This window comes from Chitinophaga varians, from assembly GCF_014529945.1.
In the GTDB taxonomy this organism is placed as follows: Bacteria; Bacteroidota; Bacteroidia; order Chitinophagales; family Chitinophagaceae; genus Chitinophaga; species Chitinophaga varians.
This window is the reverse complement of the sequence record NZ_JACVFB010000008.1, coordinates 257063-281108: the sequence shown is the minus strand read 5'-3', so window position 1 is coordinate 281108 and position 24046 is coordinate 257063. Positions and strand designations below refer to the sequence as shown.

Annotated in this window: 18 protein-coding genes; 11 read left to right on the top strand and 7 right to left on the bottom strand. The window is 51.9% G+C overall.

The window, feature by feature from the left end; all coding sequences use genetic code 11:
• The first annotated feature begins 16 nt into the window (after positions 1-16).
• The 4 genes from ICL55_RS32260 (at position 17) to ICL55_RS32245 (ending at position 3719) form a co-directional block, all read left to right on the top strand.
• Positions 17-910, top strand: a complete 894-nt coding sequence (locus ICL55_RS32260) for an aminoglycoside 6-adenylyltransferase (RefSeq protein WP_188105611.1) — start codon at positions 17-19, stop codon at positions 908-910.
• A gap of 10 nt (positions 911-920) precedes the next feature.
• Entirely contained in the window at positions 921-1943 is a 1023-nt protein-coding gene (locus tag ICL55_RS32255) for an LLM class flavin-dependent oxidoreductase (RefSeq protein ID WP_188105609.1), read from the top strand.
• Positions 1944-1964: 21 nt separating this feature from the next.
• Entirely contained in the window at positions 1965-2537 is a 573-nt protein-coding gene (locus tag ICL55_RS32250) for a DUF1877 family protein (protein ID WP_188105606.1), read from the top strand.
• Positions 2538-2609: 72 nt separating this feature from the next.
• Entirely contained in the window at positions 2610-3719 is a 1110-nt protein-coding gene (locus ICL55_RS32245) for a transglutaminase domain-containing protein (protein WP_188105604.1), read from the top strand.
• Positions 3720-3816: 97 nt separating this feature from the next.
• Here the strand turns inward: ICL55_RS32245 and ICL55_RS32240 are convergent, their stop codons facing one another.
• Together ICL55_RS32240 and ICL55_RS32235 are read right to left on the bottom strand one after the other, a co-directional pair.
• Positions 3817-6708 (bottom strand): polysaccharide lyase family 8 super-sandwich domain-containing protein, encoded by a 2892-nt coding sequence (locus tag ICL55_RS32240; protein WP_188105601.1) that lies wholly within the window; start codon positions 6706-6708, stop codon positions 3817-3819.
• Positions 6709-6786: 78 nt separating this feature from the next.
• A complete protein-coding gene (locus tag ICL55_RS32235) occupies positions 6787-10761 on the bottom strand; it encodes a hybrid sensor histidine kinase/response regulator transcription factor (protein ID WP_246496778.1) in 3975 nt (1324 codons plus the stop codon).
• 192 nt (positions 10762-10953) lie between these two features.
• Between ICL55_RS32235 and ICL55_RS32230 the strand changes: the two genes are divergently transcribed.
• The 6 genes from ICL55_RS32230 to ICL55_RS32205 all read left to right on the top strand — a co-directional run bounded on the left by ICL55_RS32230 (position 10954) and on the right by ICL55_RS32205 (position 20224).
• Complete coding sequence (locus ICL55_RS32230; RefSeq protein WP_246496769.1) at positions 10954-14160, top strand: SusC/RagA family TonB-linked outer membrane protein; 3207 nt, start codon at positions 10954-10956, stop codon at positions 14158-14160.
• A gap of 10 nt (positions 14161-14170) precedes the next feature.
• A complete protein-coding gene (locus ICL55_RS32225) occupies positions 14171-16204 on the top strand; it encodes a RagB/SusD family nutrient uptake outer membrane protein (protein WP_188105598.1) in 2034 nt (677 codons plus the stop codon).
• A 17-nt stretch (positions 16205-16221) separates the two neighbouring features.
• A complete protein-coding gene (locus ICL55_RS32220; protein ID WP_188105596.1) occupies positions 16222-17133 on the top strand; it encodes a DUF5017 domain-containing protein in 912 nt (303 codons plus the stop codon).
• A 5-nt stretch (positions 17134-17138) separates the two neighbouring features.
• Positions 17139-18380: a glycoside hydrolase family 88 protein gene (locus ICL55_RS32215; protein ID WP_188105593.1), complete on the top strand. Its 1242-nt coding sequence runs from the start codon at positions 17139-17141 to the stop codon at positions 18378-18380.
• A gap of 158 nt (positions 18381-18538) precedes the next feature.
• Entirely contained in the window at positions 18539-19429 is an 891-nt protein-coding gene (locus ICL55_RS32210) for an AraC family transcriptional regulator (protein ID WP_188105591.1), read from the top strand.
• Positions 19430-19501: 72 nt separating this feature from the next.
• A complete protein-coding gene (locus ICL55_RS32205; protein ID WP_188105588.1) occupies positions 19502-20224 on the top strand; it encodes an SDR family oxidoreductase in 723 nt (240 codons plus the stop codon).
• Positions 20225-20238: 14 nt separating this feature from the next.
• Here ICL55_RS32205 and ICL55_RS32200 read toward each other — a convergent pair whose 3' ends face one another.
• From ICL55_RS32200 to ICL55_RS32190, 3 genes are read right to left on the bottom strand one after another with little or no spacing between them, the layout of a single operon-like run.
• A complete protein-coding gene (locus tag ICL55_RS32200; RefSeq protein ID WP_188105586.1) occupies positions 20239-20649 on the bottom strand; it encodes an SRPBCC family protein in 411 nt (136 codons plus the stop codon).
• Positions 20650-20692: 43 nt separating this feature from the next.
• The gene (locus tag ICL55_RS32195; protein ID WP_188105583.1) at positions 20693-21196 is read right to left on the bottom strand and encodes an SRPBCC family protein; all 504 of its coding nucleotides are present in this window, start codon (positions 21194-21196) and stop codon (positions 20693-20695) included.
• Positions 21193-21510, bottom strand: coding sequence for an ArsR/SmtB family transcription factor (locus ICL55_RS32190; protein WP_188105581.1), 318 nt, complete (start codon positions 21508-21510; stop codon positions 21193-21195). Before ICL55_RS32190 ends, ICL55_RS32195 begins: the two co-directional genes overlap by 4 nt.
• Before the next feature lie 174 nt (positions 21511-21684).
• Between ICL55_RS32190 and ICL55_RS32185 the strand changes: the two genes are divergently transcribed.
• On the top strand, positions 21685-22554 hold the full coding sequence (locus ICL55_RS32185) for an SDR family oxidoreductase (RefSeq protein WP_188105579.1): 870 nt from the start codon (positions 21685-21687) through the stop codon (positions 22552-22554).
• Between the two features lie 39 nt (positions 22555-22593).
• Here ICL55_RS32185 and ICL55_RS32180 read toward each other — a convergent pair whose 3' ends face one another.
• Positions 22594-23355, bottom strand: a complete 762-nt coding sequence (locus ICL55_RS32180; protein WP_188105578.1) for a DUF2314 domain-containing protein — start codon at positions 23353-23355, stop codon at positions 22594-22596.
• A 28-nt stretch (positions 23356-23383) separates the two neighbouring features.
• A complete protein-coding gene (locus ICL55_RS32175; protein WP_188105576.1) occupies positions 23384-24010 on the bottom strand; it encodes a hypothetical protein in 627 nt (208 codons plus the stop codon).
• Between the last annotated feature and the right edge of the window lie 36 nt (positions 24011-24046).

The window sequence follows — 24046 nt, the reverse complement described above, 5'->3', positions numbered from 1 at the left end:
GCAAACAGACGATCATATGACCAGCAGAAGCGAAGCAGAAATGATGGATTTGATCCTTAGCGTGGCAGCGAAAGACCCGCGAATACTTGCCGTATTACAGGATGGATCGCGGTCTAACCCCCATGTGACCCCTGACATATTTCAGGACTTCGACATCATCTATGTGGTGGAAGATATTACCCCCTTCCTGCGAGACCACAGCTGGGTGGATGTTTTTGGAGAGAGAATGATACTACAGATGCCCGAGGACATGGAGCTGTATCCGCCGGCGCCGGAGCTGGAAGGCGCTTTCTCTTATCTGTTACAGTTTAAAGATGGTAACCGTATCGACCTGATGATGGTGCCGCTGGCGAAACTGAGTGCTTTTACGGAAGACAGTTTGTGTAAAGTGCTCTGGGATAAGACCCATGTGTTCTCAGACGCACCGCTTCCGCCGGCCAGTGACGCCAGTTACATCGTGAAAAAACCTTCGGAACGTTCGTATATCGACTGTTGTAATGAGTTCTGGTACACCAACGCCGGTTTGGCTAAAGGGTTGTGGCGGGAAGAAGCGGTATTGGCCAAAGAGCTGATCAATCAGGTGGTCCGCGGTGCGCTGATGCAGATGATGAACTGGTATATTGGTTGCCGTTATCACTTCGCGGTAAACCCGGGCAAGTTGGGGAAATATTACCAGCGTTATCTGGAACCGGAAGTGTACGACAAGTTTATGGCTACCTACGGAGAAGGTGACCTGCAAAGCATATGGCAATCTGTGTATACCACCATGGACCTTTTCAGCGACGTTGCCCGGTTGGTAGCTAAACAATTGGGCTACACTTACCCCCAGGACTGGGACGCTAACGTAAGGGCATATATGCAGCACGTGCAGCTACTGCCCAAAGACGCGGCCCGTATTTATTCACATTAAAACTCATCACATGGAGATAGGCATCGATAGCTTTGCCGCCACCAAATCACAAACGGGCGGCCATAATGCAGCAGCTGATATGCAGGAAATGGACAACCTGCTGGAACGCATAGTCCTCGCCGATCAGGCAGGCCTTGCCGTGTTCGGGCTGGGAGAGCATCACCGCCGCGAGTTCCTGGACTCTGCGTCTACGCTGATACTCGCTGCTGCGGCCGCGCGCACCAAAAACATCAAACTGACCAGCGCCGTCACGGTATTGAGCGCGGCCGACCCTGTGCGGGTGTTTCAGAGCTTCGCCACACTGGATATTATTTCCAAAGGAAGGGCGGAGATGGTCGTGGGGCGTGGATCGTTCATTGAGGCATTCCCGCTTTTCGGGTATGACCTGGACGATTACGACGCCTTGTTCACCGAAAAGCTGGACCTGTTGTTAAAGATAAGAGACCATGAGCGGGTGGAGTGGAGCGGAAAATTCAGGGCGCCGTTACAAAATGCGCCTATTTATCCGCGGCCGGTGCAGGAGCCGCTGCCCATATGGGTAGGTGTTGGCGGCACGCCGCAGTCGTTTGTGCGGGCGGGTTTGCTGGGACTTCCCCTGATGGTGGCAGTCATTGGCGGAGAAACGCACCGCTTTAAGCCGCTGGTAGACCTGTACCGCGAAGCCGGCGCCAAAGCCGGGCATCCGGAAGAGAAGTTGCAGGTAGGGCTGCATTCGCTGGGATATATTGCCCAGACATCGCAGCAGGCGAGGGACGAGTTTTTCCCGGGATACGCGGAAGTATTTACCCGCATCGGGAAAGAGAGGGGCTGGGGACCGGTGACACGTGCGCAGTTTGATGCGCAGAACGGGCCTACAGGGGCTTTGCTGGTAGGCAGCCCGCAGGAAGTGGCGGAGAAAATCAGGCGGCATAGTGAAGCGTTAGGCGGTATCACCCGGTTTACCTTCCAGATGGACAACGCCAATCTGCCACACGATAAGCTGATGAACTCCATAGAACTGATTGGGAAAGAGATTGTCCCACTATTGAAATAGCCCGGTTTAAACCGATATCCTATGAGTATGACCCTGACCGTCAGCACGATTGCTGACAATGACATCCATGACATCCTGAAATGCCCGCTGTTGCAGGAAGTGCTGCTCACCTATGGGGAGGATAAAGATGCCCTCTTTGACGAGCTGGCAGACTATGAAGACATAGACGGTGAAACGGAAACGGCTGTACGCCGTTGGAACCCTGTTACAACGGAGCGGCAGGCTATTCACCTGGTGGGCGTTTTTCAGGCGCTTCACTGCCTGCTAACAGGCCAGCCGGACAGCGCAGGCACCAGTTTTCCGCTTAATTTTATCCAGTCGCCCTTACATACCGGCAGGGAAAAAGGCTGGCGGCCGGTCAGTTACTTTTTCGCCGCGGAAGTCCGTGACATCAGCGCAGCACTCAACGCGATGACTGCCGACATCCTCCATGCCTGCTTTGACCCGGAGGTGTATAATTCGCTGAAAATATACCCGGGCGCCAACTGGGAAGCAGAGGACATAGCACCGCTGGTGGAGCAGTTTCAGGAAACGAAGGCATTCATCGCCAAGGCTGCAGAGGCCGGGAAGGGTATTTTTTTGATATTAATGTAAAAACCCTGCAACTTTTTCTGTTTCCGGTCGTCTTTAGGTACGACATATGTTTGTTATAAATCGATCTACACTATGAAATTGTTACCTGTACTCCTTTTGACAGCATGGAGCATCCCGGCATTAGCCCAGCAGCTCCCGGTCATCAAAGCCAACGCTAAAGCCGTCAGCATCAGAGATGGACGAAATTTTAACAAAGATGCCTGGGGTATCGAGCCGGCTACTAAACCGGACATCTATACCACCACCGCAAAGAAAGTGACCTTCTATACCGATGTGGACTCGATCACGATCAGGGTAAAACCCGGGCAGCCGCAGGATTTTTATATCCTCCTGAATGGTAAGGACTCTGCACTGACGAGGGTGGAGTATCAACCTTCCCGGCTGGACATGCTGAAACAGGCAAAAAAATACAACTACGCAGATAAAAGGGAGCTGCCGGCATTCACTTACCTGTCGGCCGATGACGAGGCGCTGAAACGCATCCGCCGGGAGCTCAAACTGGATTCCATTGCGGGCAACGGTAATGACATCTCCCAAATGATCAACCTGATGCACTGGGTGCATGATATCATCCGGCATGACGGCAACAGTAACAATCCTGCCGTAAGAAATGCCCTCGGTATTATCGATGTATGCAATAAAGAAAACCGGGGCGTCAACTGTCGTATGATGGCCACTGTATTGAACGAATGTTACCTCGCGATGGGTTTCAAATCCCGCTTTCTGACCTGTATGCCGAAAGAATTGAAATTCGATGATTGCCATGTGATCAACATGATATATTCAACAGAAAAACAAAAATGGGTATGGATGGACCCTACCTTCAACGCCTATGTGATGAACGAAAAAGGCGAGGTACTGGGGCCGCAGGAAGTGCGTGAACGGCTGATCAACGGACAAACCCTGATCGTGAACCCTGATGCTAACTGGAACCGGAAAAATTCAACCACCAAAGAACAGTACCTGGAGACCTACATGGCTAAAAACCTTTATCGTATGGAGTCTGCTGCTGCCAGCATATACGATCAGGAAACACAGCAAAAGGGCAAGTGGCTCACTTATATTCAACTGGTGCCGCTGGATGGATTGAACCAACAAAATACCAAGTCAGAAAGCCCTACATGGAATTCTTTCAATACATTGGTGACCAACAACCCGGATGTTTTCTGGGCAAAACCATAAACCGCCATTTTCGGAAACCCGGGGCTAAAGCCCCGGGCTACGATATTTGATATGTTTTAAGAGGCGGGCATTGAATACCCGCCCAAAGAAAGTTGATTTACAGCTTCACGACCTTCTTCACGATTTGTTTTCCCTGCCCGCTGAGTACCAGCCAATACATGCCCGGCCGTACATTCGCCAGCTGCAATTCAAACTGTTGCCGTCCATTTAGTTTTTCTGTCCGCAGTACTTTGCCTGCTGCGTCCCTGAGCTCCGCCTGCTGCCACGGCGTGGCCGTCTGTACCCGAACATAGTCGCCGGCGGGGTTCGGCGAAAGGGTAATATCCTTGATGGTGGTCGTTTCATGCCCTGCCATCATGGCCTGAAAGGCGGTGTTGTTATTGCTGCAAACGAGCACGGGGCGTTGTGTAGAGTCGCTGCCTTCGCGGGAGATGAAGATAGCGTCGGTAGTGGCGCCTGCCAGTCCGGACACCAGTTTAAGCGTCAATACGCCATCTGCTGCCTGCTCCGACAGGGCGATGTCTGTTACGTCCCACTCGGCGAAGTTGCCTGCGGCACGCCCCATGATGGTGTCCACTGCTTTAATGACAGCGGGTTTGTTGCTATCGGTGATACCGGATTCCGTCCAGTTGTCGTTGCTGACATACTGGGCAATCCATGGCACCGTGGCGATGCTGGTATTCGCATAGTTGACATACATGCGCAGCTTCACCTGGCTGGTCCCTGCCGGCAGTGCGCCCACATTGAATTTCAGGAATACTTCCCGGGTATAGCTGATGCTGGCGTCCTGCTTCAGCACCAGGTTGCCGGTGCCGTAGTTGGTGGTATTGTAGGTGCCCCCTCTCACATAGGCGTCAGCGATGGCGGTAATGGTGGAGGCGGTATATACCGGTGTGTTGTTGTTGACATGATAGTTGACAGAGGAACCGGCATAAGGTCCGGCAGGCAGACTGGCGGCGAGTTTTCGCGTTTGCGGAATGCCGGGCAGTGTGAGGTAGATATTCACCGGTGCGGAGGACTGCGCCGGATCTGCTACAGACACCGTTACGTCGGTAGTCCCAATGTCACGCAGCATCAGCGCACAAGGTCTGTCAACGGTTATGGTCACGGAGTCTTTATGGAAGGTGCCGGCCTGATAAAACACCAGCTGCCGGATATTCAGACCGGCATGATAGACGGCTTGTATGTCGGCGGTGTTTTGTTCTATCCGCACGGCGGTGGTGTCGTAGGTGTTCATGTCTTGTCCGGGGAGCACGTAGTAGGCGTAGGTGCCGTTCACCGGCGCGGCGCCATGGTCGAGCCAGAGCTGGAACACGTTCATGTTCTGGGTGGTGGTGCTACCGCCGTTGTTGATGCTTCTCCAGGTGCCGGACTGCGACTGCATGCTCAGCTGCAGCTGGCCGCCGGCAGGGAAATAATAGCTGATGCCGTTATGTGTGATCCATTTCAGGGTGTTGTTGTAGCTGTAGGTGCCGTTGCCCACGGTGCTTACCACGCCGTTGATGTTAGCGGAAACGGTGCCGTTGAGCACACACTGGTTCACCGTAGTGTTCACGGATTGTGCTGCGGTGGAGGTGATGCCGGCGCCGAGGCAAACGACCTCTTTATCGAAGAAGAACCAGGCTTTGCGCGCTTGTGTGCTGTAGTCGGAGAACTGCAATGCAGACACGCCGTACAGCGAGTCGGACACGCCGCCGGCGAAGGCGGTAGTGCCGAAATTGACGCCCCAGGGAGAACGTACCGGGAAAGTGGTGATATATGGCACGGTGGTACCGGGAATGCGGCTCCAGTTCCATACCGGCGGAATATTGTAATAGTCGTTGCCGCTGGCAGCAATATGGGTGGACCCGTCCGACAGGTAGTAGCCTTTCAGGTTTTCGCCATTGCCATTTTCCTGCTTGGCGGTGCGGGTGGACGTAAGGTGCAGCCCGAACAGATAGCCGGTCCGATGATGCAGGGTGTAGTCGGAGCGCCAGAAATGGGTATGCAGGGCGGGCAACTGATAGCCGGGCGGCTGGGTGCCGTTGAGCCGCGCCATGTTATCATCATACTCGGCAACGTTGGCGGTGTCCAGCACTTTCAGTTTTTGCAGGAGGCTGGTGACACCTACCTGGAGGTTGTTTTCACGACTGATACTGCGGCCGTTGGTACCGAAGTCGATGTATTTGGAACGCATGGCTTTGAGGAAGCCATTACGCACAAAGCCGCTGAAAATGGCCAGCTTGCTGCCGGAGAGGGCGTAGGAGGTGCCCCGCAGATAGTAGGCAACTTTTATCTCGCCGTCAACGAATACGGAACCGTAGCCGTAGATATACAACTGTGGCCCATGTTGCTGGTAGGAGAAGTCGTGCTGTATGCCTTCTGCCGTGGTGAGCACCAGCGGATAGAAGGCTTCGCCTACGCTGTACTGCATCAGGGAATCATTGGCCGTAAGGCAGGAGCGGTACATAAAATGGGTGGCTTCGTCCAGTTTGTTGGCCCCGGTTTGTTTGGTGGGATTGCCCCGGCTCATTTGGGTGAGCAGCGCGCTGCGCAGGCTGCCCAGGCTCTGAGGGGCTGTTTCCAGCAGGATCAGGATTTCACCGATACGCTGCGGATTGGAGATATCGTTGTGGTACCAGTTCCAGCTTTTGGGATCGGTAGTATTCCAGTAGGTCAGCGCATTGACCATCGCGGTAAAGAGCGTGGTGCTGTGGTAGTAGGAGCTGGCCGTTTTCGTATAGGCCTGGGCGAAGGTCTTCACCCGGTTGATATGCGTATCTGCCGTATAGGTGGTGGAGCTGTAGGCATAACTCACGTCCGGCCAGGAGCCGTTGGCTTGTAGGGTGGCCAGGGTGGCGGTGACGTTATTGTCCAGCGTGGTGGTGTTAGAAGCCTGCGCAAGCAGCTCTTCCCGGATACGGTCCATGATGGTGGTGTATTCCGTTTGGGCCATCGCACCGAGGGTACGGAACAGCAGCCCGAATAGAAGTAGAATTTTCATCTTCATAACAGTGGGATTTGTAACAAATCTACGGATACCCGCGGTGGTAGCGGGGTGGTTTTTCAGAGAGAATAGGGGGAATTTTCACAATTCCGGCGTTTCTGCGAACTCAGAAGGTGTTTTACCGAACTGTTTTTTGAATTCCCGGCTGAAATATTTGCGGTCATTGTATCCGACCATATAGGCAACCTGGTAGACGGTATGTTGCCGGGTACGGATTAACGCCGCGGCCTTTTTGAGGCGCAGCGATTTCACAAAGTCGTTCACCGACATATTGGTAACGGCTTTCAGTTTCTTATACAACACCGGCTGGCTCATGGCTACCTTGCGGGCCAGCATCTCCACGCCGAAATCAGGGTCGTCCATATGTTCTTCCACGAGGGCCATCACTTTTTCGAGGAAAGCATTATCCAGGCTATTGGGTAGCGGGTCGGGCACAACGGTTTCGGTTTGCAGCTGCTGACTGTAACGTTCCCGCATCTTTTCCCGGGAGGCGATGAGGTTGCGTACGTTCAGTGCCAGCACCCGGGTGCTGAACGGTTTGGTGAGATACAGATCGGCACCGGTTTCCAGGCCGCTCACATGGTCGGCCTGTGAACTTTTGGCGGTGAGCAGCACCACCGGAATGTGACTGGTACGTTCATCGGTTTTAAGGGCTGTGCAGAATTGCAGCCCGTCCATCTCCGGCATCATCACATCGCTGATAACGATATCGGGGATTTGGGTGGTGGCAACGGATAAACCGGCGGCCCCGTTTTCACTTTCCAGCACCTTGTATTGCTCCCGGAATGTTTGGCGGATAAGGGCGCGCAGCTCAGGGTTATCTTCCACAATAAGAATGGTAAATGGCTGCGGGGTATCTGTAACAACGGTATCCGCTGCTTCCGCAGGGAAAGGTATTTTCAGCGGTGCGGCGGGCATGGCCGGTTCCCCGCCCACGGTATGTTGTGTGCCCTCAAAATGCCGGAAGCCCAAAGGAAGGCTAACGGTAAAGCAGGTACGACCTTCTTTCTCTGCTGCAGATGGCTCGCTCTCTACTGTCAGCGTGCCTTTGTGCTGCTCCACAATATTTTTGGACAACGCCAGCCCGATACCGTAACCCGTGTTCTGTAAGCCATGGTCCTGCACCTGGAAGAAATTGGTGAACAGCTTGTCCAGGTATTCAGGAGCAATACCGCGACCGTTGTCGGTGACGGTGACCACAATGTACTGTTTTACCTGGGACACATGCAGTTGTATCTGGCCGCCATCGGGGGTGAATTTAAAGGCGTTGGTCAGCAGATTGAAGAATACTTTCTCCAGCTGTTCCCGGTCGAAGTAAACGGGCGCATGATCCACATCATGCCGGAAAGCCATGCTGATATTGCGGTCCAGCGACAGTTCCCGGAAGCTGCTGTAGATCTGATCGAGGAATGGTATCAGGTCCTGCTCCTGCACATGCAGTGTCAGGTGATTGGTTTCCGCTTTCCGGAAATCCATCAGTTCGTTCACCAGCTTCAGCAGCCGGTCGGCATTATTGCGGAGCTGCGACAGCGTGGTTTGTAACGGATCGTCTTTCTTTAGGGTGTCTATCATTTTCTCTACCGGTACCAGCAACAGCGTGAGGTGCGTCCTGATTTCATGGGACACATGGGTGAAGAAATTCAGCTTCACCTGATGCAGTTCTTCTTCTTTGTGTAGCAGCGCCCAGAGGAAAAAGAAGCGGGTGACGAGGAATATCAGCAGAATGATACACAGCCCGTAAATAGCATAGGCCCACCAGGTGCGCCAGAAAGGAGGAAGGATGGTGATCTCCATTTTAGCAGGCTCGCTCCATATGCCATCGTTGTTAGCGCCTTTCACCCAGAAGGTATAGTGGCCGGCCGACAGATTGGTATAAGTGACAGCAGGGTTGGTGGTTTCTATCCAGTTGCCATCACCGCCTTCCAGCCGGTAAGCATAGCGGTTTTTGTTGCTCTTGATATAGTTGAGCAGGGCAAATTCCAGCGTGAACACATCCTGGTTGTAGCGGAAACGCAACGCGCTGGTGTAACTGATATCTTTTTCCAGCAGCTCATCTTTCTCGGCAATGCGCACCGGATTGTTGAACAAACGCAGGCCGGTAAAGCGGATGGGCGAGGGATGGGTATTGGTGACAATACTTTGCGGGAAAAAACTGGTGATGCCGTTGTAGCCGCCGAAGAGGAATTCGCCGCGACTGTCGCGCAGGAAGGAGTTGTAGTTGAACACATTGCCGGCGATACCGTCACTGACAGTATACGTCTGGAACTTGTTATGCGCAGGGTCCAGCCGCGTCAGTCCGTTATGGGTACTGATCCACAGGTAATGCTGGTCATCTTCCAGCAGTCCCAGCACGTTGTCATTCGGCAGCCCGTCTTTCTCCCGGTAGCGTATTTGTTGTTGCAGGTCAGCATTGTATTTGACCAGTCCCCCGAAATAAAGGCTTACCCAGATATGATGTCGGGAGTCTTCCTGTACAGCATTGATATATCCCTGTTGTAATACCCGGGCGGAGTCACCGTCCAGCACATACAGGCCGCTGATGGTACCCACCAGGATGCGGTGGCGGCTATCTTCCAGGATATAACGGATAGACTGCCGTTTGGCAATGCCCATGATGACTGTGTCTGCCTGCGGCTCCAGTTCAATGCCTTTGCGGTGGAACAGGTACAATTGCACGTTGGTGCCTACCCAGAACCGGCCGCGGCTGTCTTCCAGCACGGAGGTCACTTCCCCGGAGAAGGTAGCAGGATCTTTAGGGTTATAGAGATAACGTCTGAAGCCGTTGTTCTGCAATAGGTTCAGTCCCCCGCCGTGGGTGCCGGTCCAGATATGATGGTCTTTGTCTTCATACACCACTTTCACCAGATTGGAACCGAGGCTCGCGGGATTGTTGACGTCATGTTTGTAATAGGTAAAGCGGCCGGTGGTACGGTCATAGTAATTCAGGCCGCCGCCTTCGGTGCCTATCCAGTAGTTGTGGCGGGCATCTTCATGGATGCTGCTGATCACATTGTTGCTGATGCCGTCCAGCGGAGGATGTTGCTGCCAGGCTTTAAACGAACTGCCATCAGGGCGTACCATGTTCACGCCGCCGAAGTAGGTGCCTATCCAGAAAGTACCATTGTTATCTTCATAAATACTGTGGATGGAATTCTGGCTAAGGCTGTTGTTGTTGCGTGGCTCCTGCTGGTAGTGGCGGCCGCTCATGTCAGCGGGATTGATGATGCTGAGGCCTTCCTGTGTGCCGATCCACATGTTACCGGCTTTGTCGGGAACGATCCGCCTGACAATATTATTGATGATGGCCGGTTGCGCCAACAACGAAAAACGACCGGTGACCGGATCATATATATTGATACCACCGGTTTGGGTAGCAATCCATAACCGGCCGAATTTGTCTTCCGTAATGGCCGTGATGAAGTTCATTGCGAGACCGGAACTTTGACCGTCTTCATGCCGGAAGGTCTCTGTTTTGTCGCCGGACATTTTGGTGAGGCCTTTGTTGGTGCCTATCCAGATGTTACCGTGGCGGTCTTCATACACGCATTTCACCACATAACCGGCAATTTTCCCCGGCGTCAGTTGCACCAGTCGTTTACCATCCTGGAGGAAAAGCCCGTTGTTGGCGCCTACCCAGCGACGGCCTTTACTGTCTTCATAAATACAATTGATGTTGGTACGACGGGGGGCGGGCTCCAGGGGTACCCGTTCAAAGCGGTCGTGCACCGGGTCATATTTGGCCAGCCCGCCGGTAGTGCCTATCCACAGCGTATTGTGGGGATCGCGGTACATGGTCATGATCTGATTGTCCGGCAGGGAGGTGCTGTCATCCGCCTGGTAACGATATATTTTGAAGCGGAAGCCATCATACCGGTTGAGGCCATAGTGTGTGCCTACCCAGAGGAAACCTTGTTGGTCCTGCATAATAGACAACCCTGCGTTGTGTGACAGTCCGTTTTCTACGGTGAGGTGTGAAAATGTGATGTCCTGCCCGCTGCTTTTGAAAAAGACAGCCAGGAGCAACAGGCATAAGAACACAAAGCACCTCGAAATCATGCTCTAATATAAGCATTGTATTCGCCCGTTGGGATTTTTTTATCCGCAGAGACCTTTTTAGTCTTCTGATAATCAATAGATTGAGGGAGGGTTTATAAAATTCACCCCATTCATTTAGGATTGTCCCCCTGCAGTCTGACCGCGTTACAACATATTTGTACATCAACCAGAATTCCTTTCAATTCCACTCTTATGAATATGAGATGCCAATCATCCTGTAAGGGAAGAATGTCCCGCTTCGCCTTCAGTTGTTTTCTAGTGGGGATCATGTGGGTATTGATCGTGCCGCTGTCCCTTTTTGCCCAACAAAAGAAGACCGTGTCCGGTATCGTAAAGGACAAAGACGGTAATCCGTTGGTAGGGGTAACGGTCATGGTGAAAAATGATAAAACGGGCACCAGTACCAATGATGCCGGTCGTTTTGTGATTACCACCGCACCGGGTTCCACCCTGGTATTTACTTTTATCGGATATGAAAAAACAGAGCTGCCGGTAGATAACCGCACGGAGTACCAGGTACAACTGAAAGACCGTGTAGGTACGCTCAACGATGTGGTGGTGGTAGGATATGCCTCCGTACAGCGTAAAGACCTGACCGGTTCTGTGGGCAGTGTAAACATGAAGGAGTTTGAGAAAGCGCCGGTGAAGTCGTTCGATGAAGCGCTGGCCGGTCGTGTGGCCGGTGTGGCGGTAGCCAGCAACGACGGGCAGCCTGGCTCTATCGCCAACATCGTGATCCGTGGTGCGGGTTCTATCACACAAGATAACTCTCCGCTGTACGTGATCGATGGTTTCCCTACGGAAAGCTCCAACGCCAATGCGATCAGTCCTGCTGATATCGAATCCATCGACGTATTAAAAGATGCTTCTGCCACGGCTATTTATGGCGCCCGCGGTTCCAACGGCGTTATCCTGATCACCACCAAAAAAGGTAAATCAGGCGCACCGCAGGTCACCTATAACGGATACTATGGCTGGCAGCAGATCCCGAAGAAAATACCGCTGCTGAATGCCTATGAATTTGTGCGGTATGTAGGCGATATCAATCCTTCGATGTATGATTCCATTTATCTCGCCGGCGGCGTGAAACTGGACGACTATCGCAACAAGGAAGCCATCGACATGCAGGATTATATTTATCGGGTAGGGCAGAACCAGAACCACGATATTGCCGTTCGGGGTGGTAATGATAAAACCCGTTATTCTGTATCGGGCAACTTCAACAATCAGAAAGGCATCATTATCAACAGTGGGTTTAAACGTTATCAGGGCCGTTTCTCGCTGGACCAGACCGTGAGCAGCAAGCTGAAAGTGGGCATCAACGCCAACTACGCTTACAACGAAAGTTTCGGTATCCCTGTTTCTGCTACTAACTTCTACGCTTCCGCCACCACGCTGTATTCCGTATGGGGTTTCCGGCCTACCAATAGTATTTCGGGGAGAGACAGTGCGGCTAACCTGATCGACGAGTTTTATGATCCGGGAAATGAGATCGCCAATAACCAGGATTACCGGGTGAACCCATTACAGAACATACAAAACCAGTATACCGTAACGCGTGTCAATAATCTTATCGCGAATGCATACGCGGAATATGCTATCACCAAAGACCTTACGTTGCGTATTGCCGGTGGTATTAACACGGTGAATACCGGCATTGACATCTTCAACAACTCCAAAACACAGGCCGGCAGCAAGTGGAACTCCAATGGTGTAAATGGTAGCGTAGAATATAAGCCTACCTCCTTATGGCGTTCCGAAAATGCGTTGACTTATCGCAAACGCTGGAACAAAGTGCATAACCTGACCGTGTTGGGCGTATTTGAAGCGCAGGGCAACAAGAGCTCCCGTCGCAGGTTTGCCGCCAATCAGGTGCCCAACGAAGATCTCGGCATGGACGCGCTGGACCTGGCCGCACCGGCCAATACGTCGCTGATATCGCAGAGCTCCCGCTGGAGCATGGCTTCCGGAGCGCTGCGGGTGAACTATGATTACAATTCCAAATATCTCTTCGCCGCTTCTATCCGTGCAGATGGTTCTTCCAAATTCGCGCCCGGCAACAGATGGGGCTATTTCCCTGCGATGTCTGCCGCATGGCGCTTCAGCAGCGAAGAATTTATGAAGGGCCTTCGTTTTGTTTCCGATGCTAAAATCAGGTTGGGTTATGGTGCTTCCGGTAACAACCGCGTAGATGATTTCGCCTATCTGTCGCAGTTGTCGCTCACCAATAATCAATATTGGTACTCTTCCGGCAACGGTCCATTAGGCATCGGCGCGGTGATGGTTTCTTCCGGCAATCCCAATTTGCGCTGGGAAACCAACGAACAAACCAATATCGGCCTCGACCTGGCCTTCCTGAAAAACAGGCTTAGCCTGACACTGGACGTTTATCAACGTACTACCAAAGATCTGCTGCTGTATGCCGCGCTGCCTTATGCACACGGTATCGAAAGCGCACAGGGTTTTAAAAATGTGGGCAAGTTGCAGAACAGAGGCCTCGAGATCACGGTGGCCGGTACGGTGGTCGATAAAAAAGATTTCACCTGGAACAGCAATTTTAACATCAGCTTCAATCAAAACAAAATATTATCACTGGCAGAAGGGCAGCAGTCCATTCTTTCCGGTTCCGGTACTTTCTTCAATACCACTTATTCCGGACTGTTTCCCTATATCTCCGTGATCGGAAGGCCGTTGGGAGAAATGTACGGCCTTGTGTTCGACGGCGTGTACCAGTATTCCGATTTTGATGCGATGCCCAACGGTACTTATCTGTTGAAGCCGGACGTGCCTACCAATGGCGCCGCGCGGAATGCTATCCGTCCGGGTGATATTAAGTACAAAGACCTCAACGGTGACCTGCAGGTGAACAACCAGGACTACACCATCATCGGCAGTGGTTTACCGAAACATACCGGCGGCTTCAGCAACGATTTCCGTTATCGCAATTTCGATCTGAACATCTTGTTGCAATGGTCTTATGGTAATGACATCATCAACGCCAACCGTTACGTGTTTGAAGGCGGCATCGTGAACAATCCCAACCTGAACCAGTTCGCCACCTACGCCGACCGCTGGACGCCCACTAACCCCAGCAATACCTTGTTCCGTGCCGGAGGTATGGGCAACGCAGCCTACTCTTCCCGCGTGGTGGAGGATGGTTCTTATCTGAAACTGCGGACGGTATCACTCGGGTATAATTTCCCCGGCGCCTGGCTGAAACGTGCTAAAATCAAAAACGTGCGTGTCTATGGTTCTGCACAAAACATCTACACCTGGACCAAATACTCCGGCATGGACCCGGAAGTAAGCGCCAGGCCCGGCAACCTCACGCCCGGCTTCGATTACGCCGCCTATCCGCACTCACTGTCTTATGTGACCGGCTTAAACGTAACCTTCTAAAATGATGAACATGAAACGTATTTGCATTATCGCATGTATCGCTATAGCGGGACTTACCTCCTGCAATAAATTCCTCGATACCAAACCGACGGATTTTTATACGCCTGATAACTACTATCAGACCGAAGCACAGCTGCAACAGGCGCTGAACGGTGTATACAGTGACCTGATGCGTCCGGAACTGTATGCGCAGGTGATGGGTTTCAACTTCGTGTCCACCACCGACGAGGTGATGGCCAACCGTACCGCCGATGGTGATGCCCGTGGCCTGCGTTACAACTACGACGCATCCTTGGTGCATGTGGCCAATATCTGGAAGTTTGCCTACATCGGTATCAACAATATCAATGTGTTGTTGCAGAACATCGACAAGCCGGTGATGGACCAGGGCAAGCGGAATATCCTCAAAGGACAGGCACTGTTTCTCAGAGGTTTTTTCTACTTTATTCTTACCAGCAACTATGGGGATGTGCCGCTGGTGTTGCGCCCGCTCGCTATCAACGAAGTGAACATTGCGCCGGCCAGGCAGGGCGAGGTATATGCGCAGGTAGAAAAAGATATGAAAGAAGCAGAAGCGCTGTTGAAAGACTATACCGTCATACAGGCGAAATTTAATGACGTAGTGACGCTGACCGCTGTGCAGGCCATGCTGGCAAGGGTGTACATCTATTGGGCCGGCTATCCGCAGAATAATACCACGAAATACCAGGATGTCATTACCTACACCGATAAAGTGATCAATTCCGGCCTTCATGCATTGAACCCCGATTACCGGCAGGTATTTATCAATTTAGCCAAAGATCTGTATGACGTAAAAGAGAATATCTGGGAACTGGGGTCGCTCGGCGCTGCCGCCGGTGTGGTCAATAAATCGGGGAATGATATTGGCAACTTTGTAGGTATACAGTCGGCGCTGACAGCGCTGGATACCAGTTCCTATAATGCAGCAGCCTGGGTATGGGTGACTAAAAAACTGTTTGACGCTTATGACGTAGATCCCAACAGCACCGCTACGCCTAATAAAGCTTCGCTGGATATCCGCCGTGACTGGAACTGCGCCAATTATATCTACAATGGTACCAATCCCCGTGTAAAGGCCGCCCGTCCTAATATCTGGCAGATGTGCGCCGGTAAGTTCAGAAGGGAATATGTGCCGCAGGCCATCCGAAATACTAACGGTACCGGGGGTACGTATAATATCAACTGGCCGATGATGCGCTATTCTGATGTGTTGCTGATGCGTGCCGAAGCGGAGAACTACGTGAATGGTCCCGCTAACGCCTATACGTACATTAACCAGGTGCGTAAAAGAGGCTTTGGCATGCTGAATGGCAACGTGGTGAAATCCGTGACCATCGTGAATCCCGGTACGGGGTATACTACTGCGCCAGCTATCACTATCACCGGTGGCGGCGGTAACGGCGCTACCGCCAACGCGGTCCTGACCAGCGGTAAAGTGACCGGTATTTATCTGAGCAGCCCCGGTGCGCTGACGCCGGGTTCTTATTACAGTTCCGCACCGGTGGTGGTAGTGGGTACGTTCTGGACGCCGGGAGTGAGTTATACCGCAGGCATGCAGATCACCAACGGCGCTAACCTGTATACCGTGACAACGGCCGGTACTTCTACCAATACGGCTCCTACACATACCAGCGGCGCCTCCGGCGCTGCGGTGACGGGCGCGGTGTTTACCTATGCCGGCGCTGCGGCCACGGCTACGGCTACTATTACCACCGGCACCGAATCCGATCTCACGCCGGGGCTTAGTAAAGAAGCGTTCCAACTGGCTATCCGCGATGAGAGAATGCGGGAGCTGTGTTTTGAAGCGGTGCGCAAGGCTGACCTGATACGCTGGGGACATTTTGTGGCAGACATGCAGGAATTCGCTGCATGGGCCACCAGCAACGGCGCCGGCGTAACGGCCACCGGCAATCCTAACGGACTGCAAGGCATCCGTAACGTAAGTCAGCGCCATGTGCTGCTGCCCAAACCGACGTATGAACTTAACCTTAACCGTTTACTGGTACAGAACGAAGGCTGGTAATTCAAAAAACAGGACACATGAAAAAATCACTCCTCATACTCTTCGCATTGGTAGCTGCCGCCTGCTCTAAAAAAATGCAGGTAGACAGACCAGACTTCAATGTCTCCCCGGACCCTGCTCACCAGATAGCCGATACTTTTGTGTACCGGCTCGGAGATTCCACCCGGTTTAAGTTCAGCGGATCTGTAGGCAACATCGCTTTTTATTCCGGCGAAGCCGGCAAGCGGTACGATAGCCGTGCTATGACCTATCAACTTGGCAAACTGACGCTGAGCTTTTCTTCCAAATCAGAGTTTGGCGCACAGACCAATACCCTGCAGGTACTGGCCACCAATAAACTCCCTGGCTTTGATTCTGCGTCGGTGGTGAATGCTGCCTGGAAAGATATCAGTTCCCGCGGCAAACTGGCCACCAATGCTACGGTAGTGGCCTTCGGGACGGCCGATCTGACAGATCTGGCCGCAAATGCCCATGATTCGTTGTTTATTGCGTTTAAATATAGTGGTGTAACGGGAACGACCCAACGTACATGGACCATCACGGATTTCGCGGTGAACAATGTATTGCCGGACCGGACTATTTCCATCAGCTCCGTAGCTGCGGACGTAGCTTACTGGACACGATACGGCAACGTATGGAATCCTGCGAATAGCCGCTGGACGCCCTCTGCCACCGATCTTAAAATCACCGGCGGCAATGAGACCGCCGCTACCAATATCAGCTGGATTATCACCAGGCCACTATACGTAGGCCGCATTGCGCCCGATGTAAGTACAGGCGTGAAAAGCATCAACGAACCAGACAAAACGGAATATGTTTATGTATATCCGGCCACCGGGGTATACAGGGCGACTTTCATCGCTTACAACCATACGCTGGACGAAGAAAAAAGTACTATCCGTGAATTTATCATTAAAGTGACACCATAAAGATTATGAAACCATTGCTTTGTTTCGTGGTAGCCGCAGGACTGACGGCTTACACCACTTTGACAGAAAAGGATTTTATCAGCAGCAATACCGGCTTTGCGCAGCAGCAGTTGACACATATGCTGCAAGAAACGGCCACCCGCGATAGCCTGGCTTTTCCCCGGACGACCGATAAAGCGGGGAAGATGACCACCACGTCTATGTATGACTGGACACCCGGCTTTTTCGCCGGCTCGCTCTGGTATGCGTATGAGCTGACTAAAGACCCGGCCATGCAGCAGCAGGCTGTTCGCTGGACGGAAAAGCTGGAGCCGCTGCAACATTTTACGCAGCACCATGACCTGGGCTTTATGATGTATTGCAGCTATGGCAACGCCTACCGGTTGACCGGTAACAACGCCTACCGCGACATCCTGGTGCAGGGCGCCCGCTCGCTGAGTACCCGCTACAACCCGGTCACCAAAAGCATTAAGTCGTGGAATGCCTTTAAATCCTGGCATGGGGAGCAGTTGTACCGCTACCCGGTGATCATCGATAACCTGATGAACCTGGAACTGCTGTTCTTTGCTTCCAAAGCAACCGGCGACACCAGCTTCCGGCACATCGCTGTCAGCCACGCAGAAACCGCCATGCGTAATCAGATACGCCCTGACTATAGCTCCTATCACGTGGTATGTTATGATACCACTAATGGCAAAGTGCTGGCCCGGGAAACCGCACAGGGATACGCGGACAACTCCACCTGGGCGCGTGGTCAGGCATGGGGTATCTATGGTTTTACCATGATCTACCGGGAAACAAAAGATGCCCGTTTCCTGAAAACCGCCGCGGGGATGGCCGACTGGTATCTTAACAGCAAAAATCTGCCGAAAGACAAAGTGCCCTACTGGGATTTTAACGCGCAGGAAAAAGGCTATACGCCTGGTGTGCGGTCCAATGCCCTTCAGGTGAAAACAAAATACCGCGACGTGTCTGCTGCTGCCATTGTAGCTTCTGCATTGTTTGAACTCAGTGGTTATGTAGATGCGGCCAAAGGCGCAAAATACCGTCAGGCAGCCATTGACATGCTGCATGTATTGGGCAGCCCCGCTTACCGGGCGCCGGAGGGAGCTAATGGTAATTTTATCCTCATGCATAGCGTAGGCAGCATCCCGCATAATAATGAGATCGATGTGCCGCTGGTGTACGCCGATTATTATTTTATGGAAGCGTTGGAACGATACCGTCGTTATTTAGGGATTTTTTGATGTACGATTTTTGATTGCATAGATTGATAAAGGCGAAGACCGAAGCGAGTACATCATTTGCTTCGGTCTTCGCCTTTATTCGCTCTTTTGATTCAGGACATCAAAAAATCGTACATCAAAAAATCCCTAAATGACTATAGTTCGCTTACATTTAGGGTATGATTACAGGAGCTTCCACGATCTCCATTCCCAAATACTCCCTGGAACAATCCGGTGGACGGAACAATCTTTTTGACGTCCGCCGCATAGGCACCGATGACCGGGAGATGCCCTCCATTCTGCTGTCGCCGCACCGCAAAGATTTTTATATGCTGGTGTTGGTGGAGCAGGGGAGCAGTCGCCATTGGGTAGATATGCGTCCTTATACGCTGAAACCGGACACGTTTTATTTTACGGCGCCGCATCAGGTGCATGTGAAAGAAGAGCCGGAGCCTATGAAGGGCATGGTGCTTTATTTCACTGAAGCGTTCCTGGATGCTGCCGCCAACCAGCAGATCAGGCAGCTGCCGCTGATGCAGAACCCCGACAATGGCCATGAGCTGGTACTGGAAGCAGGAGAGGTAACGTATATCCGGGACATTATGCTGCGTATGGCCGATGAATATGAGCAGCGGCCGGACTGGCATAACACGATGTTACAGGCATACCTGCATGTGCTGCTGATTTATCTTAGCCGTTTATATACCCAACAGTTTACCGCCCATGAAAAACAACCAGGTCGTCAGTTGTTGAACAAATTTCTGGGGCTGGTGGCATCAAATTATACACGATATCATGAGGTGGCGGCTTATGCGGGTTTACTTAATATTACCGCCGGCCATCTGGGGGATGTTGTCCGGGAGCAGAGCGGCAAGTCGGCTATTGAACACATCCACGCCCGCGTGTTGCTGGAAGCCCGGCGCATGCTTTTCCATACCGATCAGTCAATCAAAGAGATCGCGTTTGCGCTGGGATTTGAAGATGCCTCTTATTTTAACCGTTTCTTTAAACGCGGCTGTCAGCAGACGCCGTTGGCCTTCCGGACGGCTACCCGGAAAATGTACCATTGATCCCGCAAAGTGTGCTGTTGCGGAGACAGGCATACCGGTAATTTTGTGCCGTAACAGATAAATCAATCATCTATGAAAACAGCACTCATTACAGGAGCTAATAAAAGCATCGGCTTTGAAACCGCCAGACAACTGCTGGACGCAGGGTATTTCGTATATATCGGCAGCCGCGATATGGCGAGAGGAGAGGAAGCTGCCGCGCAGCTCGGATCGGAAAATACCGCCGTTGTAGCGCTGGATGTAACGGATATCCATTCCATCCACGCGGCACGTGAACTGGTAGGGCGTACCACAGACAAACTCGATGTGCTGATCAACAATGCAGGCATCAGGGGAGAATTTCCGCAGACCCCGGCATCAGTATCTACATCGACTATACGACATGTCTTTGAAACCAATTTTTTCGGTGTAATTGACGTTACGCAGGCATTTCTGGACCTGCTGCGACAAGCCCCCCATCCCAGGATTGTGAATGTAACTTCCGGTCTTGCTTCGCTCACGTTGCACAGTGACCCGTCATGGGTATACTATCCTATCAAAGGCGCTGCTTATGGCCCGTCTAAAACAGCGCTGAATGCCTGGACGCTCGCACTGGCCTATGAACTGCGCGATACCACCTTCAAAGTGAATGTGGTGGACCCGGGGTATACCGCTACGGATTTTAATGACCACAGCGGTACCGGTACCGTGGAAGACGCCGCGGCAATATTAGTTCGCTTTGCTACACTCGATGTTGATGGTCCTACCGGTAAATATTTCAGCAATGACCTGGGGGGAGAGGAAAGTCCGTGGTAAAAGAATGACAACCGTTAATTAGCTTCCGTATATTTTTTGTAGTTGTCCAGAATAGCTTGCCAGCCGGCTTTCTGCATCTCTGCGGGGTTCTGGTCTTCCGCATCGAAGGTAACGGTAATGGCTGTATTGTTGCCCTGGCCTTCAAACACAACATCCGCCGCGCGGCCATCACCCATCACGTAGGTGAAGCTTTTTCCGCTGTCGATGTTGCTATAGATGGCTTCAAAATCAAATCCCCAGCTGCCGTCTTTGGCTTCCATGCGTGCATTGTATTTGCCGCCCACCCGTAGGTCGTTGCTGGCGCTGGGGCAATGCCAGTCGTCAGATGCAAAATTCCATTTGGTGATGTGTTCCGGCTGTGTGTAGCAATCCCAGGCTTTTTGCGCGTCTGAAGCTACAACGGTGTGTACGATAAGTTTGGTCATATGCTATCGGTTTTTAAGTAATGAATAAGTATAGCCCAGGGCTTTAGCCCTGGATTTGCTGCAGCAGTTCGTCCAGTTTTTCGAGCGTTAATTTCATTCCTTCTTCCATACCCATCTTAATCACGGTTTCGAGATCGGTGAGTGATTTGTAGGTAACGATCGTTTCTACCAGGGCATTTTCGCCTTTGTCCTGGAAACTAACGTCCCAGTTAGCGCGGGGCAGCTCGGGGTTGATGTCGCCGTTATCGTCACAGAAGGCGTCCAGGGCAGAATAGTGATCAATCGGATTGATTTTCTGGTAGTCTGTACGTCCCCAGTATTCTTTGCCTTCAGGGTCTACCATGGCATACAGCCAGTAACCACCTTCCCTGAAGTCCATGTGTTTGGTTTTCGTGGTAAAAGGTTTGGGGGCAAACCACTGGTCCAGCAGTTCACTTTTCGTATAGGCGTCCCATACCAGTTGGCGTTTAGCCCGGAATTCCCGCCGGATGGTCATCGTGTTTTTGTCCTTGTCTACCAGGAAGTCAAATTGCAGGTGGATACTCATGGTTGCTTATTTAAGTTGGATAATAAATTGTCGAGTTGATGGAAACGGTCTTCCCACATTTTGCGGAATTGTTCCAGCCAGATGTCTATCTCTTTCATCTTCTTCAGTTCTAATTGATAATAGATTTCCCTGCCTCTGTGTTCCTGGCTGACCAGCTCACATTCCGTCAGGATTTTCAGGTGTTTGGACACCGCCTGACGGGTAGTGTCAAAATGCGCCGCGATTGCGTTAGGTGTCAGTGCCTGCATGGCGATAAGCACCATGATGGCCCGTCTGGTGGGATCTGCTACTGCCTGAAATATATCTCTTCTCATGTGCTGAATTTTATTATAGCAACCGTTTGGTTGCAAATATATGTGCAACTATTCGGTTTCGCAAATTTTTTTTTGTTAACAAGCGATCTGAGGAACGCATTTTCGTTTTCTTACAATTCCAGGCGCCGGAGGTGGACCATCTTTGTGTCATCAAACAAACAAAAAATAAAGTTTATGACACAGGCCACCATACTGATTACCGGCGCTACCGGAAACGTAGGCACTCAACTGGTAAAACAACTCGATGCTGCCCAGGTACCTTTTAAAGCAATTGTCCGTAACGGGGATAACAACGATTACCTGAAAAGCCTGCCGCTGGCGGAGATCATTCATGCTGACCTGGCAGACGGTGTGGCTGTCAGTGAAGCTTTGCAGGGCGTAGAAAAGGCTTTCCTGCTCACCAATTCATCCGAACAGGCGGAGTCATTACAACTGAACTTTGTCACGGCGGCTCATCAAGCAGGAGTAAAACACCTGGTTAAATTGTCGCAGTTTGCAGCGGCGGAAACATCACCTGTTCGTTTTCTGCGTTATCATGCCCGCGTGGAAAACAAGATCAGGGCGCTGGGCATGGCCTACACTTTCCTGCGGCCCAATCTATACATGCAGGGACTGTTGGCTTTCGCAGACTACATCAAAAAAGACGGACAGTTTTATGCGGCCGTGGGTAATGCGCGCATCAGCGTCGTGGACGTGCGGGACATCGCCGCGGTAGCGGCATGCGCGCTCACAGCAGCCGGGCATGAAAATAAAATTTATGATATCACCGGTGGAGAAGCCATTACCCACTATCAGGTGGCGGATATATTTACCAACGTGTTGGGAAAACCGGTACGGTTTATCGATGTAAGCCCTGAGCAAATGGAGGGAGCGGTGCGGGCCGCAGGATTCCCTGAATGGCAGGTAGGTGGCTTAATTGAAGACTACGCGCACTACGCCCGGAACGAAGCGGCGGTGGTGAGCACGGCGGTGCCGGAAGTGACAGGCCATGCAGCCATTCGTTTTGAGCAGTTTGTGGAAGATTACAAATCCCTGTTTGTATAGTAACCAAGGCAGCAGTTGAACCTGCTGCCCTGGTTGTATTTATTTTCCTTCCAGCACCGGGACCAGGTGTTCCCAGTTGAGCTGTTTGGCGAAGTCCAGCGCGGTTTTGCCGCCAGCGGTCTTTTTAGCTGTATCGGCGCCTTGTTCCAGCAGCACTTCCACGATGCTGAGATTACCAGCGATGGTTTCTTTATGCAGCAAGGTGAATCCTGCTTCGTCTGCAGCATTCAGTTCATCAGGGTTTTGTTTCAGGAAGTCCACAAAACCGGGTTTCATGTTTTTGCTCATCGGATGTTCGACGAGGTTCTCCGGACTTTCTGTTTGTTTGTTGACAACGAGCACATGGTTGTAGTCGCCGAACTCGAGGCCCCATGCTTCGTCATGCTCCCGGCGTTCTTCTTCAGTCATGCCGGCGCGCATGGCCTGTATGGTAAATCCGCCGTAGGTCTGGTCGTTGATGGCAAACAGCCAGTCGCTGATCTGGTTTACGGGGATACTGATTTCATCTCCATTGCTCACATTGGTCAGCTCATTCGGGTCATTGATCAGGATGCCGTAGATGGTGTCGCCATCGAAGCTGATATCGTTGATCCACATGTGTTCTACGGTGGGTTTATCGTTCCCGGGGAACTGTTGGGAGAAGGCTACTTTTACGCAGGCTACGTTCAGACCAGGAACGATGCGGCGATGTTCCCAGGAAAGTTCCCGCCAGAAGTATTTAAAAGTGGACTGGGCTTTTGTATATGCATCGAGCATTTCGGGGCTTTCTCCTTCGGCGAAGAAAATTTTTGATTCGGACATGATAGCTTGTTTTTTTCAGGTTAAGGTGTCAGGCCAGTTCGGCACTGTGGATGGATACAAATTCACCCTGCTGCGTATAGGCGTCGATAGCGAAAGCATCAAAGCCGTTGCGTTGCAGGTGGGCAAGATCAGTTTTTTCGCCGGTGATCAGCCGGAGTTCCCCTTCTTCATTCAGAAAGGTGTCTGGTTCGTCCTCGTAATCGATGTTAAAGAAAGCATGTAGTACAATCTCGAACACACTATTGCCGGCAGCATCGGTGTAGTTATACGCGGCGGTCCTGTTGTTTCGTTGCTCAGGCGTCCATTCGTTGCAAAAGTAATTGTCATGACCTTGCCGGCAGCCGTCGAACAGCAGGATCTCTTCACCGGTGTGGATGTCTATGGCGTAGATCAGTTCCGGTGCTTCGTCCGTGTTGGTGATGAGGCCATTGAAGTGTTTACCATAATGTTTCACATGATGTTCGATATGCCGGGGCTCCTGTTTTACTTCCCAGCGATACAGCTCACCATAATATTTTATGTGGAACAGCCGGCCGCCGGTGGATGATTGAAGCTGGGCGCGCCATTCTACAGGGTGAATGTTGCTGAAGTAGACGGCTTTGTCGTATACAGCGTAGGGTGCATACAAATCAGGAGCGGGTTTGTGCTGGCTCATGGTCAAAAAATTGCGGATGTCAATAATCAGGCAGGA